Annotated in this window: 20 protein-coding genes and 5 tRNA genes; 4 read left to right on the top strand and 21 right to left on the bottom strand. The window is 49.7% G+C overall.

What is annotated here, in order from left to right; all coding sequences use genetic code 11:
* Positions 1-19 precede the first annotated feature (19 nt).
* Positions 20-92: transfer RNA gene (locus PEL01S_RS07015), tRNA-Val, on the top strand.
* A gap of 202 nt (positions 93-294) precedes the next feature.
* Here the strand turns inward: PEL01S_RS07015 and PEL01S_RS34875 are convergent.
* The gene (locus PEL01S_RS34875; protein WP_176594913.1) at positions 295-828 is read right to left on the bottom strand and encodes a hypothetical protein; all 534 of its coding nucleotides are present in this window, start codon (positions 826-828) and stop codon (positions 295-297) included.
* A gap of 422 nt (positions 829-1,250) precedes the next feature.
* Here PEL01S_RS34875 and PEL01S_RS07005 point away from each other — a divergent pair, with 422 nt between their 5' ends.
* Together PEL01S_RS07005 and PEL01S_RS07000 are read left to right on the top strand one after the other, a co-directional pair.
* Positions 1,251-2,009, top strand: a complete 759-nt coding sequence (locus PEL01S_RS07005; protein ID WP_127459807.1) for a hypothetical protein — start codon at positions 1,251-1,253, stop codon at positions 2,007-2,009.
* A 127-nt stretch (positions 2,010-2,136) separates the two neighbouring features.
* Positions 2,137-2,209: transfer RNA gene (locus PEL01S_RS07000), tRNA-Val, on the top strand.
* Positions 2,210-2,289: 80 nt separating this feature from the next.
* On the opposite strand, the gene PEL01S_RS06995 is transcribed toward PEL01S_RS07000, so the two are convergent.
* The 11 genes from PEL01S_RS06995 to PEL01S_RS06945 form a co-directional block, all read right to left on the bottom strand.
* On the bottom strand, positions 2,290-2,853 hold the full coding sequence (locus tag PEL01S_RS06995) for a 3'-5' exonuclease (RefSeq protein WP_127459806.1): 564 nt from the start codon (positions 2,851-2,853) through the stop codon (positions 2,290-2,292).
* Positions 2,854-2,934: 81 nt separating this feature from the next.
* A complete protein-coding gene (locus PEL01S_RS06990; RefSeq protein WP_063184185.1) occupies positions 2,935-3,258 on the bottom strand; it encodes a MazG nucleotide pyrophosphohydrolase domain-containing protein in 324 nt (107 codons plus the stop codon).
* Between the two features lie 713 nt (positions 3,259-3,971).
* Positions 3,972-4,142: a hypothetical protein gene (locus PEL01S_RS34390; protein WP_164824252.1), complete on the bottom strand. Its 171-nt coding sequence runs from the start codon at positions 4,140-4,142 to the stop codon at positions 3,972-3,974.
* 14 nt (positions 4,143-4,156) lie between these two features.
* Entirely contained in the window at positions 4,157-4,396 is a 240-nt protein-coding gene (locus PEL01S_RS06985; protein ID WP_063184186.1) for a WYL domain-containing protein, read from the bottom strand.
* A gap of 201 nt (positions 4,397-4,597) precedes the next feature.
* Entirely contained in the window at positions 4,598-4,798 is a 201-nt protein-coding gene (locus PEL01S_RS06980) for a hypothetical protein (RefSeq protein WP_036677498.1), read from the bottom strand.
* A gap of 217 nt (positions 4,799-5,015) precedes the next feature.
* Entirely contained in the window at positions 5,016-5,405 is a 390-nt protein-coding gene (locus PEL01S_RS06970) for a VOC family protein (RefSeq protein WP_127459805.1), read from the bottom strand.
* A 108-nt stretch (positions 5,406-5,513) separates the two neighbouring features.
* Positions 5,514-5,900: a spore germination protein GerPE gene (locus tag PEL01S_RS06965; protein WP_127459804.1), complete on the bottom strand. Its 387-nt coding sequence runs from the start codon at positions 5,898-5,900 to the stop codon at positions 5,514-5,516.
* Complete coding sequence (locus PEL01S_RS06960) at positions 5,897-6,082, bottom strand: spore germination protein GerPD (protein ID WP_063184190.1); 186 nt, start codon at positions 6,080-6,082, stop codon at positions 5,897-5,899. The genes PEL01S_RS06965 and PEL01S_RS06960 overlap by 4 nt, the downstream gene beginning before the upstream one ends.
* Positions 6,060-6,686: a spore germination protein GerPC gene (gene gerPC / locus PEL01S_RS06955; RefSeq protein ID WP_127459803.1), complete on the bottom strand. Its 627-nt coding sequence runs from the start codon at positions 6,684-6,686 to the stop codon at positions 6,060-6,062. Before gerPC ends, PEL01S_RS06960 begins: the two co-directional genes overlap by 23 nt.
* 15 nt (positions 6,687-6,701) lie before the next feature.
* Positions 6,702-6,953 carry a spore germination protein GerPB gene (locus tag PEL01S_RS06950; RefSeq protein WP_082867046.1) on the bottom strand — a complete coding sequence of 84 codons (252 nt, stop codon included), beginning with the start codon at positions 6,951-6,953 and terminating at the stop codon, positions 6,702-6,704.
* Positions 6,954-6,959: 6 nt separating this feature from the next.
* Positions 6,960-7,196, bottom strand: a complete 237-nt coding sequence (locus PEL01S_RS06945; RefSeq protein ID WP_063184192.1) for a spore germination protein — start codon at positions 7,194-7,196, stop codon at positions 6,960-6,962.
* Positions 7,197-7,332: 136 nt separating this feature from the next.
* Between PEL01S_RS06945 and PEL01S_RS06940 the strand changes: the two genes are divergently transcribed.
* On the top strand, positions 7,333-7,806 hold the full coding sequence (locus PEL01S_RS06940) for an Hsp20/alpha crystallin family protein (protein ID WP_063184193.1): 474 nt from the start codon (positions 7,333-7,335) through the stop codon (positions 7,804-7,806).
* Positions 7,807-7,917: 111 nt separating this feature from the next.
* On the opposite strand, the gene PEL01S_RS06935 is transcribed toward PEL01S_RS06940, so the two are convergent.
* The 9 genes from PEL01S_RS06935 to PEL01S_RS06900 all read right to left on the bottom strand — a co-directional run bounded on the left by PEL01S_RS06935 (position 7,918) and on the right by PEL01S_RS06900 (position 15,812).
* A complete protein-coding gene (locus tag PEL01S_RS06935) occupies positions 7,918-8,136 on the bottom strand; it encodes a spore germination protein (protein WP_063184194.1) in 219 nt (72 codons plus the stop codon).
* 133 nt (positions 8,137-8,269) lie between these two features.
* Positions 8,270-8,355: transfer RNA gene (locus tag PEL01S_RS06930), tRNA-Leu, on the bottom strand.
* Positions 8,356-8,366: 11 nt separating this feature from the next.
* Positions 8,367-8,443 (bottom strand) — tRNA-Ile (locus PEL01S_RS06925).
* Between the two features lie 10 nt (positions 8,444-8,453).
* Positions 8,454-8,530 (bottom strand) — tRNA-Met (locus tag PEL01S_RS06920).
* Positions 8,531-8,609: 79 nt separating this feature from the next.
* Positions 8,610-8,774 carry a hypothetical protein gene (locus PEL01S_RS34385; protein ID WP_010492025.1) on the bottom strand — a complete coding sequence of 55 codons (165 nt, stop codon included), beginning with the start codon at positions 8,772-8,774 and terminating at the stop codon, positions 8,610-8,612.
* A 112-nt stretch (positions 8,775-8,886) separates the two neighbouring features.
* Positions 8,887-9,438, bottom strand: a complete 552-nt coding sequence (locus PEL01S_RS06915) for a phosphatidylglycerophosphatase A family protein (protein WP_063184195.1) — start codon at positions 9,436-9,438, stop codon at positions 8,887-8,889.
* Positions 9,439-9,570: 132 nt separating this feature from the next.
* Positions 9,571-11,370, bottom strand: a complete 1,800-nt coding sequence (locus PEL01S_RS06910; protein ID WP_127459802.1) for a hypothetical protein — start codon at positions 11,368-11,370, stop codon at positions 9,571-9,573.
* A 31-nt stretch (positions 11,371-11,401) separates the two neighbouring features.
* Positions 11,402-12,658 (bottom strand): efflux RND transporter periplasmic adaptor subunit, encoded by a 1,257-nt coding sequence (locus tag PEL01S_RS06905; RefSeq protein ID WP_063184197.1) that lies wholly within the window; start codon positions 12,656-12,658, stop codon positions 11,402-11,404.
* 58 nt (positions 12,659-12,716) lie between these two features.
* Positions 12,717-15,812 carry an efflux RND transporter permease subunit gene (locus PEL01S_RS06900; RefSeq protein ID WP_127459801.1) on the bottom strand — a complete coding sequence of 1,032 codons (3,096 nt, stop codon included), beginning with the start codon at positions 15,810-15,812 and terminating at the stop codon, positions 12,717-12,719.
* Positions 15,813-15,858 lie beyond the last annotated feature (46 nt).

The raw sequence follows: 15,858 nt of genomic DNA, 5'->3' as shown, positions 1-15,858 counted from the left end.
CCCCGCAAGATATGAACACGACTTGTTAGCTCAGCTGGGAGAGCACCATCTTGACAGGGTGGGGGTCGCAGGTTCGAGCCCTGCACAGGTCATTATAACAGAAAGCCGCGTTCCTTTATAGGACGCGGCTTTTCTCATTGTCAATTAAGTCTAGCAGCCCTCGCTTTTTTGCTTCCCCGTCTCACATTCCCCAGCTTGATGGCGTCCTGCTCTTAAAATTAAACATAAGGAAACCCTCAATCCAAAAGGAAAGAGGGCCTCGCCGTTATTCTGTCTTTTTCACAGCGATTTATATTAAGTTGCTGTTATGGCACTGAGAGACGAGTAAGTGATAGTAGCCGTCGGCCCGCCGACAGCGAGTGTAACACCAGAGACGGTGACCGTCACCGTATAGATATGCGTGCCCGGAGTCAATGCGCCGTTGAAGAACGAAATTGGAATCGTGCGTGTAAGACTGAACGCGCCGAGAAGCGTAATGGCAAGCAGATCGGAGCTGGATGTCGTGGCTACGGGTGCGCCATCCTGAAGCAAGACCACCGTAATCGTCGGGTTCAAGGCAGCGGCAAGCACAGCAGCAAAGCTAATGCTGACCGTAACTGCACCTTCAACGACGACATGGTTTGCTCCGGCGGTAACAGGGACAGCAAGAGTTAGTGCGGTTACTGCCGTGCCTGCGGTGGGTATTGCAAGAGGCACTGTTCCTTGCAGCCCTGTGGCAGATGAACCCGGTCCAACCGGACCCGTAAGCCCAGTAGGTCCAGTCGGACCTGTCGGCCCCGTAGGACCGGTGGGACCCGTAGGGCCAGTCGGGCCAGTGAGACCTGTCAAACCAGTTAATCCTGTTTCACCCATTGGTGATTACCTCCTTTCAAAGGGTATACTAGATTATATGCCGACTCACTAATAGAGGCACGGTATTTGCTGCGGATCATTCGTATATTTCTTGTTTCCCAACCCTTCATCCCGCTTCCCCTGCCCTTTCGTTCCCGCGCCTGGAGCAGCGCGATCCGTTCAACATCAGCCAACATCTCGCACCGCCTGTTGCATGGCGCTTGCGGTGTTTAGCCCCCAATCTCCTCTTCCAGCGCTTTGCTACTATACAGGTTCCTAATCAACTCACAACCAAATTACCATATAAAGCTATTATATTCCTATATTTTCAATTCTATAAATCTACTATAATAAAATTGTTAATTGAAGAAGGCGCCGATCTTCTATTAATAGATGAATTGAAGAAAAGAGGTATGGAGATGTTCAAGAAATCCCTCATCTTTGTGCTGGTCTTCCTGCTGGCTCTTGCTGTGCCTGTCAGTGCGGCAGCCAATTACACGTACTCCAAAGTAACGGCTTCCAATGGCGTCATATTGCATGCAATGAAAGCTTCGCCCAACGACATTAAATTAAAAGCGATCAGCAGCAATTTAAAAAATCAAAGCAGCTACGGCATCAACGGCGGATTTTTCGGCTCCGGCGGAACTCTGCTGTCGATTGCCGTAAATAACCATGTGCCCGCAGGCGGCGGGTCCATCGGCGAGCTTTATAAAGGCGCGGTAAACGTCGGTTATGCCCGCGGAACTCTAGTATGGGACGCGAAAGCAAGCAAATATTCGGTACAGGTCGTCAAATGGGCCAGCGAGCTGAACGTATCGGATACGTCCAACTATTGGGCGCAAGGCGGCATCAGCATGCGTTTAAGCAGTGATTCGACCTGGAAAAGCCAAGCAACCGCTGAAAATATTCCAGGAGGTGTTAACGGCACGGCCTCCGGCCGGTCGGCGCTGGTGTATAACTCCGGAGGAAACATTTGGCTCGTCGTCACCAATACGACCTGCACTCCCGAGCAATTCCGTACCGCGATCAAAGAGAAAATCGGCTCCGGCACTTTGGTTGACGGCATATTTTTAGACGGAAGCGGTTCTTCCCAGATGAAAGCCCAGACGTCCACAGGACAAATCGTTGATGTTACCGGCGACGGACGAACCGTATACCAGATGGTTACATTCAAATAATCCATGCCAATCCGTTAGCGATGCCTCGTCAAGCATTCGATGCTTTGCGAGGCATTTTTTTCATTCCCCCTCTTGACTTCTTCCTCTATATGCGGTATAGTACTTCTTGCGACAACAAATACGACGTGACTTGTTAGCTCAGCTGGGAGAGCACCATCTTGACAGGGTGGGGGTCAGTGGTTCGAGCCCACTACAGGTCATAAAGAAAAAAACCTTGAAGCCAAGCTTCAAGGTTTTTTCTTACTCATTATACTATCGGGTGAACGTAAGTCTGCCTCATTCAGCCCCGTATCGCCGCTCTTAAATTAAGCTGGTCATAATACCGGACAAACAGTTTCGTCGTATTGATCGCATCGACCAGGGCGGAATGAAATCTGCCTTCCTTCTCGATACCGGCCAGCTCAATCGCATCCTTCAGCTTCATTTGATTGCGCTTAACCAGCAGCTGCGAGATCGGCCTCTGGATGTCATGGTAATGGTTCAGCCAGCTTTGAGACAGATCGAACCGCTTGCAATGCTCCAGCAAAATTTTGCGATCATCGACCCCCCAGCTGCAGAAGTAAACCAGCTCGGAGCCGATCCATTCCATAAAACGGTCATACCCCTCGCGAAACGGAACGACTTTGCCCAGATCCTCTTCTTTCAAGCCGATAAATTTTAGCGTCTTTTTGCCGAAACGTCCTTTAATTTCAGGAAACGTATAGCATTGAAAACAATCCGTACCGGCTTCGCCCGGGTCATACGGATTCAGATTCACTTTACATGCGCCGATCTCCACGATTTCCGGGATGTCGCCTTTAACGGTTACATATGTAGTCTCTACATCAAAGATGACTGCTAGCATTCTTCTCTCCTGCTTGAGAAATTTGTTCTAGTTTGTCCAACCTCTGCGCATCGTTATACTTTAGTGAAAAATCGGAGCGGCTCAGTTCGTCGGGCCGGCTTCGAATCGCTTCAATAGTTTCTCCTGGTGAGCCTTGGCAGCATCTTCCAATGTAAAACCGTATTTATCGGCCAAAATCGCCAGATTTGCCAAAATATCCCCAAGCTCTCCCATCAGCTCCTCCTTCAAAACCGGCTCGGCCTTTACCGCTTCGTCCGGACGATCCCGGCCGATTTCATACGTCCGCACGGCTTGGGCCAGCTCTCCCGTTTCTTCCATCAAAAAACCCATACGTTCGAAGACGCCGTATTGCGTCCAATTTCGTTGTCCGTAAAATTGCATGACCCATTCCTCAAAATGCTTCATTCAACTCTCCACCTTTTCCGAATAATGTAAAATACTCTCTATTTTCAGTTCGATCGGACAACTACAGGGTACCACAACTTCACAAGCCGATGGAAGGCCTGTGCCAAATAAAGAAGACGCCCCTCTCATATCCTATCGGACGAAGGCCGTCTTTGTCCGAAGCATTGTACCAATCAGTCTCCCCACCTCCTTCCTTTGTCGAATCCTGATAGACAAGCTTGGTCCCCGATTTACATTCCCCCCGTCTTCTACTCACAATGCGGAAAAACCGTGTAGCTAAGCGTCCCGCGCGGTTTTTCGTTCCTTTCTTTCGCCACATACGGACCGGCTTGCGCCGTCTAATGGTTGGATGTTTGTCTTTCTTTTGCATAATCTTTAGTAAAACTTTATACCATTTTGAGTGATATTTCGTAATTTTACGCATATAATGTGTCTATAATTGTCATATCGTGACTCGAAAAGGAGAAATCTTATGTACTATTGCCTCGCCTGCCAAAAGCTCCACAAGCCGAACCCGCTCAAAAAATATGTCGTCTTCAAGACAGGCTTCCACTTCATTAATTCTATGAAATATAACGCAGGAATTTGTCAAGTTGTCTCCGATTCGAAAGAAAATGTTAGCATTAGCCCGGTATCCGCTTAATCTGTACATGCCGCCGGGCTTTGCTTTTTTTTCTACACTCCCCGCTGTTCTTGTGAACTTGCTATGCCGGTTAATCCCAAGCTTTCGGCTTCGTGTTCGGACGTTTCGTACGAAGTCTGTCCAGCAGAGGGCGCTTTTTTTTCGCTTCCATCAGCATACGAATCTCTTCCATCAGCTTTCTTAGCCGCTCCTGATCTCCGTGGCGGTGCTCTTTCAACTCGTCGTACAAATTGCTTCTCACATGCATCCCTCTCCTTAAGCCAATTCCCGCTGTCTCGCTGACGTTGACGGCGTTTGTTTCGGGGATGAGATCGGCTGTACGGCCAATATGCGATCGATGGCAAAGCATCTGACCGCTCCGCGCTCCATGCAATAAGCCCGAATGAAAGCAGGCTGTACGGACCGAATGACGATCCTTCGTTTGCTGAATTGTCCGGAACGGTCCCCGTAAATGATCTCAACCGTACGCCCTGTGTACTTTTTCCATGGAACCACGATTTTCCCCCTCCTCGAAACAGGAACATTTGTTCTTCTATCTATATTATATACCAAACGTGCGTTCGTAATTCAAGTGGTGGGATTTTCTTTTTTAGGAGCAATATAAAGGAAGTTACTTTGACGAGAGGGTTGTCCTTGGGGGTGATTCGCAAAATAAAAGGCACCCCGCGACGGGATGCCTTTTTTTGATCGATCAGCCTAGCGGCGCTTGCCGCCTTTCCTGCTCCAATCGATGACGTTATCTTTTGGCTCTGCATTGACTTCTTCGTTGCGCAGCATCTGCGACAAGTCCTCGATCGTTTTATCGAGCAACTCGCCCTTATGCTTGGAAAACAGGCGCCGGCGCTCTTTGAGCAAAACGTCGAGGATCAGCTTCTTTTGACGGTTACTGAACAGCATGTCCGTTTCCCCTGCCGTTTACTTAATTTTTTCTTCATAGGACAAGCAAGGCTTGCCCGAGGAACGCATTACCAAAGCAGAAGGCATATCCGCGGTTTTGAAGCCGTAAGCGCGGCAGCCCCTGGGAAAACTTGGTTGCCAAGTCACATAAAAGTGCTTGCACTTCAAACAATTTATTTTCGTATCGGGCTTTGCTTTTCCGGAATTCATGTGCGCCTTATCTCGTCGATTGGAAAAATTCGACCCATTCGCCATCCGGGCCATGGAAAAAGAAATAACGCGAGCCATTCGGCAGCGACGTAATCTCTTGATCGATCAAACGCACGTCGAGTTCTTTGATGCGGGCGAATTCTTCCTCAATGTCGTCCACCGTAAAAGCGACATGGTGCACTTTGCCTTCCGCCGGAAGCCCGTCGTTATAGCCTTGGATCAGTTCCAGCTCCGTCTCACCCGACTCGTTGAACCCGAGAAAAGCCAGCGTGACGATGCCGTTCGTATGTACGAGCTTATCTTTCAGCTCAAGGCCCACGACGTCTTTATAAAACCGCACCGACGTATCGATATCCCGGACCATAATGCCCACGTGTTCTATTTTTTTGCGTGCCATCCGTTTTCGCTCCCTTATCCGTTCATTTCCAATACAACAAAATGATTATATCACAGAACGGAGACGGAAGCCCACGAAGGCTCATGCGTTCTCAATAGCTTTATTTCGTCACTTCGGAGGAAGCCCGCGAAGCAGTTGACGAATGTTTTTCACACGGGCTACCGCACGAATCGATCGGACCGACCCTAACTGCACCATGGACGCCGAAGAAATGGCGATAACCCGTACATCCCCGGCGCAAATGACCGGACTTGTATTGGTTACGTCCATCTGTACTGCCGGTTCCTGCCTGGCTTTAGGAAGCGGGGCCGAATAAATCGGATAAGCGCTCAATTGTCCTTCATCCCCATAAAAAATCGGAATTTCCCGCTGAACGGCAAAAACATAATTCACCGGGGAAAAGTCGACCAAGTCCCCCACAAAAACAGCGGAGCCAAAACCAACAATGTTGACTTTGAGGCTTCGCACAACGGATGTGCGCGGAACGCAAGTCATACGGGACCTCCGAATGCAAGCGGTACGAGCGGGCCGATAATGAGCGATTCCGGCGGCGTATCGAACACGCTGGACAAGCTAATGACCTCAGCGTCGCCGATCAGGAAAACCGACGAGCTGGCAACGCCCATAACTCTGATGTCGCCGACACAAATCTCTTTATTCTCCACCTGCAGCTTCATTCTGTGCCTCTCCTCCTGTCTTTCGCTTTAAAAAATATTGTTCAAGCCCAAGCCGAATATCCCGGATCACTTTATCCGCAATGCTTTGTTCCTGTTCTGTCGTCAAAACCACTACGTCCGGGTCGATTCCATATTTCAAATAATAATCGATCCGCTGTCCAATCTGCCCTTGGAGATCGCCAATGATCGATTCAGTCGCATCCTCATCAAGCTTTACTTGATATTTCTCTTCCATTTGCGCCAATTCAGCCGGGCACGACTGCTGCAAAAAATCCGTCACCCGCTGTTGGATACGTGCAAACGACTCCGATCTGGCCGTATTGGTTCGAATCGTTTCTCCACCGACTTCCATGTCTTCAACCGATTGCCCGCCGAGTCCAGAGGGAGACAATCCGACATTGAGCGTCCCATCGAGCTTCTCTACTTTTAATTGATCGAATTTGTATTCAATTCGCTCAATCGTCACTCCCCGCTGCTTTTTTAACGATTCAAGCTCTTTGGAAAGCGATTCGACCTTATTTTCCAAGGAACGGATGCGGCTCGTCTGCCATTTTAAATAGTCGTTCAGCTTTTGAAAGTAAGATTCCGGGTAAGATGAATACATCCGTCATTCCTCCGTTTACCTGGAAGGTGTAGGCAGCGGTACCAATGCTAACGGGCTGGGTTGCTCTATCACACCCTGCGGCGTCGCCAGCGGAGTCGTTGCAGGAGCGGTGAACTGAGGGGCAGGACCCGTAAACCCCCCCGTATTATATAGATTGGCCAACGCGCGAATCGTACCCGCAGTCCCAATCTGAAGCACGGAAGAGTTCGATAAGGCGCCGATCTTAAAATTTTGAATGACAATGCTTTGATGTATGATTAGCTGCATGACGGTTTATACGACACCTGCCTTATCGGCGGAAACCACATTGGAGTCAGCGATATCGTTATCGTAGGTATTGGTGGTGCTGACCATATTGCAGACCCGCAAATTATCCCCCGTATTAAAAGAACCCGCTCCGGCAAACGTTTTTGCCGTTACGCTCGGAGCCAATTGGATCGAATCTCCCACGTGCACGATGGAGCCTGTACCGACGCTCACAATTTTGATGGCGCCCACGATAGCCGGCATGAGGCAGCACCCTAACTCAATGGTTTTGTATTGTAGTATATGATCCATGGATAAGAAGTATGTTTTAGGCAGCTAGCGGGGACTCATGGTTTGCGCTTCGCACTCATATACTGGAATTAGTAAGGAGTGGATAAACATGAGCGATTCCAAAAATAGCAACTCTTTTTTCGATATGAATTGGAAACAATTCGAGCAGTTTTTTAACGGGAAGCTGCCGTTCCCTGCCCCTTCCCTTAGCGGCGACAACGGAGACCCCGTAACCTGGGTTGAAGGGTATATCAAAGACGTTCTGAACCGGGCATTGCCCAACGTGGAGGTCCAAGCGCTTAAGCATCATTTTCATTCGGAAATCTTCGACACTCATAACAATATCATCGTCAAAATCCATATCCCCGACAAAGCGCAAGCGCGCAAAATCCGGTTGAAACTCAATCCTTACCAAATCCGTTTGGAAGGAATCCCGGACGACAAAACGCAAACGATCCGGCTGGCCAGCCAAATCATGCCAAGCAGTTGCAAAGCGGTTTATAAGAACGGCATTCTCCAGCTGCATATGCGCAAGCAGCCGATTGACCACCCCTTTACAGACATTGATATCCGCTTTATGTAGCCTTTTCCCTTCCACAAACAAAAACGTCCCACAGCAGCGCGAAACGGCCGTCTGGGACGTACGGAATGGGTGAAGATCCATCAGGATGTGCTTCCCTGGTATCTATGTACTCTAATTATTCGCCGCGTTATTGGAATCCGCAATATCCGCATCAAACGTATTCGTTGAGCTGACCAGCGAAATATTCCCCATCCAATCACCCGTGTTGCCGCCGCCTGACCCTGAATACGACTTGGATGTATTTTTCGGATTAACCTGCAATACATCGCCGAACACAATTTCCCCACTGGCTCCGGTAATTTTGATCGGTGCCAAAATAATCGAAGGCATGGAAGCCACCCCTTCCTGATCGTGTTCTAAAGTATATGAGGCTCCGCCGCAAAAATCTCCTCCTGAAAAGAAAAAGAGTTTTGCTCTGAAGAATCAAAGCAAAACTCTTTATGTATGTTACTCCTACTGGAACTGCCGAAGACCGGACTCGAACCGGTACGGTAGTCACCTACCGCAGGATTTTAAGTCCTGTGCGTCTGCCAATTCCGCCACTCCGGCGCAGTTCTGTTTGGTGGGCCCTGAGGGACTCGAACCCCCGACCAATCGGTTATGAGCCGACCGCTCTAACCAACTGAGCTAAGGGCCCTTGAAAGCTTTGGTTGCGGGGGCAGGATTTGAACCTGCGGCCTTCGGGTTATGAGCCCGACGAGCTACCGGGCTGCTCCACCCCGCGTCAGAAGATTCCACACTGTATAATGACAGCGACAAAGATAACTATACACCAACTAAAACGTCAAAGTCAAGTAAAAAAATTAGACAGTGTAGCGGACGCCAAAACGGCCTTTTTTGGAACGGAACACTTGGACTTCGCTTGGGCATTCGTAACCGTAAATCCACCAGTCTTCCTCCATCCGCTTGGCCAAGCACCCGGCTTGAAACTTGCTGTCGTACAATTTCACCCAATAGACCCAGTTCATTTTATGTTCACTCCGCTTATCGAATGAAGATGAATTTTTGTTAGTATCTTAACCCAAAAAAAGCTCCCTTATTTGCATAAGGAAGCTGCTCCAATATATAACAAAATTCGCTTTAGCTTACGCTTTCTTCCGACGCGGCAATATAAGCGACGACATTGTCCCGTTCATCCGCATCCCGCTGCCGATGGGCCAGACGGCTTGATGCCGATGCCGCGATGCTGGCAACCAGATCATCCAGGAAGGTGTGTACGCCGTTGCCGTTCTTGGTGTCCAGGCGCTTAATAATTCCGACTTTTTGTTTATCCAAATGACCGAACGTTGTAAGTGCGATGCTGCCGTATCCGAACACCGACCCGAGAGCCAACGTTTCATCGCAGCCGAACAGCCCTTCATCGCTTTCGATAATCGATTGCAGCGGCTCGGACAACAAACCTTTTTCAGCCAATACGTCCAGCTCGATACCGACAAGAATCGCGTGCTGAAGCTCCCGCTTTTGCAAAACCGCATGGACCGATTCGAGACAAGTCTCCAGTGTCAAATCAGGATGATAAGGAAGCTGCATTTCTCTGACGATCAGGGCAATATCTTCCATCGTCACGCCGCGTTCCTCCAGCTTTTGATATACCGCGGCTTTTATTTCTTTGCTGTGAACCTGACGTTTCATGAGAATCGCTCCTTTAGTGGAAGTGCCATCATTATATCATGATCCCTATGCGTGTACCATGGGACAACTGGTGATAATTAGGGAAAAGCCGACCCAAAGGCCGGCTTTCGTTTACTTCAAATGACTATGAAATTAAGATTGCGTAAGCTCTTTAAGCAGACGCTTGGACTTCTGTCCGCCCGTCGTCGTAAATTGCTCATAAATCCGAACCGTCAGAGGGTGGTCGAATTGCTCCGTGCTGCCGTCAAAGATGATATTGTTTTCGCCAGTAGACAAACGGTTTACCCCTGTGAATGCTCCACTGCCTGTTCCGATCAATTGATTTGAGGAGTTATACAGCTCGAACAGCAGTCCCGAGAAGCTCGGATCTACCTGAACTTGATCATGACGGCTAACTTCCAGCCAGAACTTTGCTTTGTACTGATAGTTCTTCGGTCCCATAGGATTGAAGCTTGTACCGATTTGCCAGTTGTTCACTTTAATTTCAAACGGATACAGCTCAAACGTATCCTTGCTGTCCTCGGTTTGAAGCGCAATGCTGTAAGCGCCAATCGTCGACTTGTACGGAGCGGCCGTCTTCGTGTCTTGGATCTTCAGAGACAAGCCCTTTCCAGTCTCGGACACTGGAATCGTATAGAAGTAGTTCACGGTGAGCGAAGAATTCGGAAGCACGTTCGGCGTCGTAATATTTTGACGGCTGCCATTGTACTCATACCCGTCCGAGCTAACCAGATCCGTCGCAAACGCCGGAACGGCAAGCGGTCGGTCCGTCTTATTGGTGAGTTTGAACTTGGCCGAGACGGTTTTCGATCCTTCTTCTTTGTTGTCAAACATATGGAATTCGATGACGGAAACATCCATATCCGGATGAATCTGCTGGCTTCGTTTGTCTAACGTCATCGGAGTGCCGAGCTTATAGCTAAGAGCAGTTTCCCCGGTTTGCTGCGACGGCAGCAAAATGTTCAAGCGACCTACGTTATATACGCCGGCAGCACCCGCGGCTGCACCGGCATTGGCTCCAGCTCCTGCACCAGCCGCAGCGCCGGCCCCTGCTGCCGGACCACCTGCGCCTCCGCCGCCAGCTGCAAATTTCTCAGGGGTCAAAATGTTTAGGCTGTTCAAGATCGTATCTTGCTCCGTTGGAATCGCAAAATGAATGTATTTTTCTTCCTTCGCTTCCAGCGCGATGCTTCCTTGCTCTACCTGGCTGCCGGAGAATACTTTTCCCGCCGCCTTGCCGTCAACGGCGAAAACCGGAATCGTTTCGCGTTGGTTCGAAGGGTTATAAGCAAGAAATTGTACGACGTATACGGTACCCTTTTCCGTCGACTCTTTGTTGATTGCCGCCGGCGTATATTGAATCGGCGAGGTCAAAGTCGGGATCGTAAAGGAATCGGACCATTTCTTAATCGCGCTCGGATCCGTAATCGGCGTATCGCCGCCTTTCCAACTCTCCCCCGTAATTGGCGCTGCTACGATCAGCGTCTCCTTCTTCGGATAAACGTAGTAATCGACATCGGTCCAATTCACCTGGGCCAGATTTACGGTATCGGTGCGATCGATGACGGTCATATAGCTGAGTTCCGTGTTCGCTTTCGGCTGAATCGATTTCACATTCGACGCGCTTGGCTGCAGCGTATATTCGACGCCTTCGCTCGTCTTTACTCGCAGCTCGTAGTCCGGCACCCGCGTCGAGGCAGCGCCGTTATTCTTCATTCGAATCACGACACCAAGTCGGGTGCCGTCCTGAATTCGCTCGTTTAATACGCCTTTGACTTCCACATCGAGAAGGTCGGTCAGTTTATAGGTTACGACAGCTTGCGCTGCAAGCTCGTTTCCTGAAGGCTCCGCTGCCAGAGCGGAATAGCCTGTACTCATAATCGAGGCGGTAATAACGACGGATGCTACGGTTTTTTTCAGCTTGTTGTTCACTTGGGTTTCCTCCTGTCAGGTCCGCTGCGGATTACTTGGCCAGCTGGACTTTCTCCTTGTCTTTCAATTGGTTCTGACCCGAAATAATGAGCTGTTCCCCTTCTTTGAGACCGGACAGCACTTCTTGGATCGTTTCGTTCAAACGGCCTAAAGCCACTTTACGTTTCTCCGCCGAATCGCCTACGAGCACGAAAGCAAACGTTTCTCCACCTTCACGTACGATAGCTGTAGTAGGCACGGTAACAACCATCTGATCGGCTTCTTCCGTTACGAGAACCTGAGCCTTCATACCAGGCTTAAGCTTACTCTCAGCGTTAGGGTATTCAAGCTCCAACGTGTAAGACTTGGAATTGGCGCTCATTACGTCAGCCAAATAGCTAACCTTGGCTTTGGTCTTATCAAGCGTGCCAGGGACGTAGAATGTCAGCTCCTGCTTGCCGCGCACCAAATTAGCCGTCTCCTCGGTCAGCTCCGCCCGAATTTTGATCGGATTGAGCTGCTGCACCTTCCCGGCTTGAAAACCGGCGTTCAAAGACATGCCCACTTCAATCGGCATGTCGGTTAATACACCGCTAACCGTCGCTTTCACTTCCATATTTTCGAGCGTCCGATCGGCTTCGCGAATCGAAAGATTCGAGGATTGCAGCGCTTGCTCCAGCGGCGCCAAGGAGTTCGTCGATTCCAGCGTTTTCTGCTTGTTTCGGTTGTTTTCCAAATCGAGCTTGAGATTGTTAAGCTGCGTTTCCATTTGCTCCAGCTGGAATTTTGTGACTAAGCCCATATCGTAATCATTGCGCATTTTGTTATAGTTCTTTTCGGTTTCCTTGATGGAATCTTCCAGCTTCTTGATTCCATTCTTCATTTCCTGCTTGCTATTGGCCAATTCTTGCTTTGCTTTGTCCAACTGCTGTTGACTGCTGGCAATGTCAATCTGCGCTTTGTCCTTTTTCATTTTCACATCCGTCGGGTCCATGCGGAAAATCACATCGCCTTTTTCCACCATATCGCCGCGCTTCTTCAATACTTCCATGACGTCTCCGCCAACCTTGGTGACCAAGTCAATCTGGATGGAAGAAATAACGTCGGCTACCTGCTCCTGCGGATCGCCGATCCTTTGCTTCTCGATCTTCGAGACTTTAACGGTTTTGAGCTGGGGCTCCGACGCGTTGGCAGCCGTCGGTGCGGCTTGCGGTTGAGCGCCGCAGCCGGCGAGGAGCGCCGTCGAAATAACGACGGCCCCCATCACTTTGGTACTTTGCTTGAAAGATTTTGACATGATCGGATTCATGGGCTGATTCTCCTTTTTCCCTTATGGAACTCTCTATCTATCTGAATGAAATGCTCTCTTAAGCATTCGTTACCGGTGTTGACTTGGATTCCTTTCTGCTGAACAAACGGCCGAGACGGGTCTTCATATTATGAATAATTTCGTATACGACCGGCACAACGACGAGCGTAAGCAAAGTCGATGTGGTCAATCCGCCGATAACGACAACGGCCAAGCCTTTGGAAATGAGCGCCCCTTTAGAGAACCCAAGAGCCAGCGGTAGCAGGGCAATAATGGTAGCCCCTGCGGTCATGATAATCGGACGAAGCCGGGATAAACCGCCCTCCAAAAGTGCGTCACGTACGGATTGCCCCGCTTCCTGCAGCTGCTGTACGCGGTCGATAAGCACGATCGCATTGGTAACTACGACACCGATCAGCATCAGGAACCCGATCAATGAGGTAAGGTTGAGCGATTCGCCGCTGACGAGCAAGCCTAGCAGGCCTCCGATTGCTGCAAGCGGCAAAGAGAATAAGATTGCAAACGGCGCACTGGCGTTTCCGAAAGCCAGAACCATGATCAGATATACAATAAAGATGGAGACAGCCATGGCTACGAACATTTGCATGAAGTTTTTCTGAATATCGTCGGATACCCCTTTGACTTCGGGACGAACTCCCGACGGAAGATCCAAGGTTTTTAGCATTTCGGCCGCTTTGGCGCTAACGCCGCCCTTGTCCCTCGACTCGATCGTTGCCGTTACCGTGACGTATTGAACTTGCTGATCCCGGGTGATCGACGCCGGAGCCTCGATTTGGCGAACCTTCGCTACTTCATTCAGCTTGACGGTTGCCCCTGTCGGAGTCTTGATCAGAAAGTTGCCGATTTTGTCGATGGAATCCTTAAAGCTCTTGTCCAGCATGATCTTGGTGGAGAAGGTCGTATTGTCGAACTTCAGATCCCCGATCTTTTCCTCTCTCAGCCAAGAATTCACGGTTTCGACGATTTGTCCGGAAGACAAATTGTACAGTCTGGCTTTATTTTGATCTACGGCGATTTCCACTTCGTTTTTCGATTCGCTCAAGGTGTCTTTTACATCTTTAAATTCCGGAATTTCCTTGAGCTTATCCTTTACCAGCTTGGCTCCCTGGGTGAGCAGATTCAGGTCGTCGCCTTTAAGCATATAGGAGAAGTCTCCCCCGCCGCCAGGTCCGCCGCCGCTTAGCAGCATGCCGTTTACCTCGGAGCCTTTGGGAAGCAGGTACAATATTTTATCCTTCGTTTCGTTCAGCAGCTTCTTGGCGTTCGTTCCCTGCGATGCCGCGCCAATCAACTGGCTTTCATAATCGATGCGATTATCCGAAGAACCGCCACCTACATAGGATTGCATATATTCGAAAGCGGGTTCTCCGGCTTGGTTTTTCGTCTCGCGGATCATCGCTTCAATTTCTTTCATCTTCAAATCGTTAGATGCAAGCGAAGTTTCCCGAGGCATTTTGATCATAATAAACATTTGTTTATCCGAATCGCTGGAAGGCATGAATTCCACAGCCAGGAACGGAACCGTGCCTGCGATAGCCACAACAAAAACCAGCATGGAAAGCAGCATCGTTTTGATGCGGTTGTTCAGCGACCATTTCAGTACTTTCAAATAACCGCCGGACATTTTGCCGACATGCGATTCGTCGTGCACCTTAATATTTTTGGAACGCAGCACGAGCAGCTTGGCAAGCATCGGAATCACGGTCACGGCCACCAGCAGCGAAGACAATAAGGCAGCGGAAAGCGTGACGGCGAACGGACGGAACAAATCCCCGAGCTCTCCCCCGACAAAAGCGATTGGAGCAAATACCCCAACGGTTGTAAGCGTGGAGGATGTAATCGCCGAAGCCACTTGCGCGGTCGCTTTCTTAATGACCGATTCCCCACGCTCATGAACTTTCACGAGCTCGCTGTAAATATTTTCGATTACGACGATACTGTCGTCCACGACACGCCCGATCGCGATCGTAATCCCGCCCAGCGTCATGATGTTGAGCGAAATGTCCAATGGAGCCATGATCAGCAGCGTGATTAACAGCGATAAAGGAATAGAGACCAAAACGATAATGGTCATCCGAACATTTCTTAGGAAGAGCAATATCATAATAGAGGCAAGCAGGGCGCCGAGCGCACCTTCCTTAACCATGCCGTTAATGGAATCCTTGATCATGCTGGATGTAGCAAAAAGCGGTTTAAACGTAAGGTTCGGGAAATCCTGCTTCCACTTGGCCATCAAAGCGTCTGCTTCTGCAGCCAATTGAACGTCATTGGAGTTCTTCGTTTTGAAGATCGTCACACCGATGGCCGGCTTGCCGTCGAGGCGCGAAATGAATCTGGACTCGGAAATCGCTTCAACCTTGGCAATGTCTTTCAGAAGAAGCGTTTGTCCCCCCGGTGCCGTAATCTTCATGTTTTCCAGGCTGTAAATCGTATTGAGATCGCTCTTGACGCGTACCATCTGCGTGTTCCCGCTGAAGTCGACTAATCCCGCTGGGCTTGTCAGAATGGCAGTTTGAATGCTTTGGGACACCTGTGCCGGTGTCAATCCGTAGCTGCTGATTGCGTTGCCGTTCATTCGTAAGGTCAGTACCGCTTCTTTATTGCCGACCCCATCGACGCGGTCAACCCCTTTAATGGCCGCAAATCCAGGCTGGACGATATCCTTGAAGATCTTATCCAGCTCCTGCTGGCTCATGTTGTTCTCGCCGTACACCGAGAGGTAGTAAATGGCGCTCGCTTCAGCGCTAGAGGTCTGAACCTTCGGTTTTTCCGCGCCCTGGGGCAGCTTTACGTTCGCAAGCAAGCCTTCGGCGTCCCTTCTGGCATCCTCGATCTTCTTCCCCTGTTGCAGTTCTACGGTAACCATGGAGAAGTTATCGCTGGAGGTAGACTTTAAAGATTTGATGCCGTCCAGCCCCGCCACCGCTTTCTCAACAGGCTTGGTCACCAGCTCCAAAACGTCCTTAGGAGGAGCCGTATACTGGGTGGTAATATTGAATCTCGTTTGCGTAGTACTCGGTATGAGTTCCATTTTCAAGATGGAAGCCGCATAGGTACCGCCGCCAAACAACATCAGCACAATAATGATTACTGCGGCGATGTTCTTCATCGAAAAATTGGTTAATGAATTCATCTCTCTACTCCTCCATTACGATTGCTGACTACTTAGACGAGGCGTT

Source organism: Paenibacillus elgii NBRC 100335 (assembly GCF_004000865.1).
GTDB classification, from domain to species: Bacteria; Bacillota; Bacilli; order Paenibacillales; family NBRC-103111; genus Paenibacillus_G; species Paenibacillus_G elgii.
The sequence above is the reverse complement of the archived record's forward strand: the minus strand, read 5'-3'. Positions and strand labels throughout refer to the sequence as shown.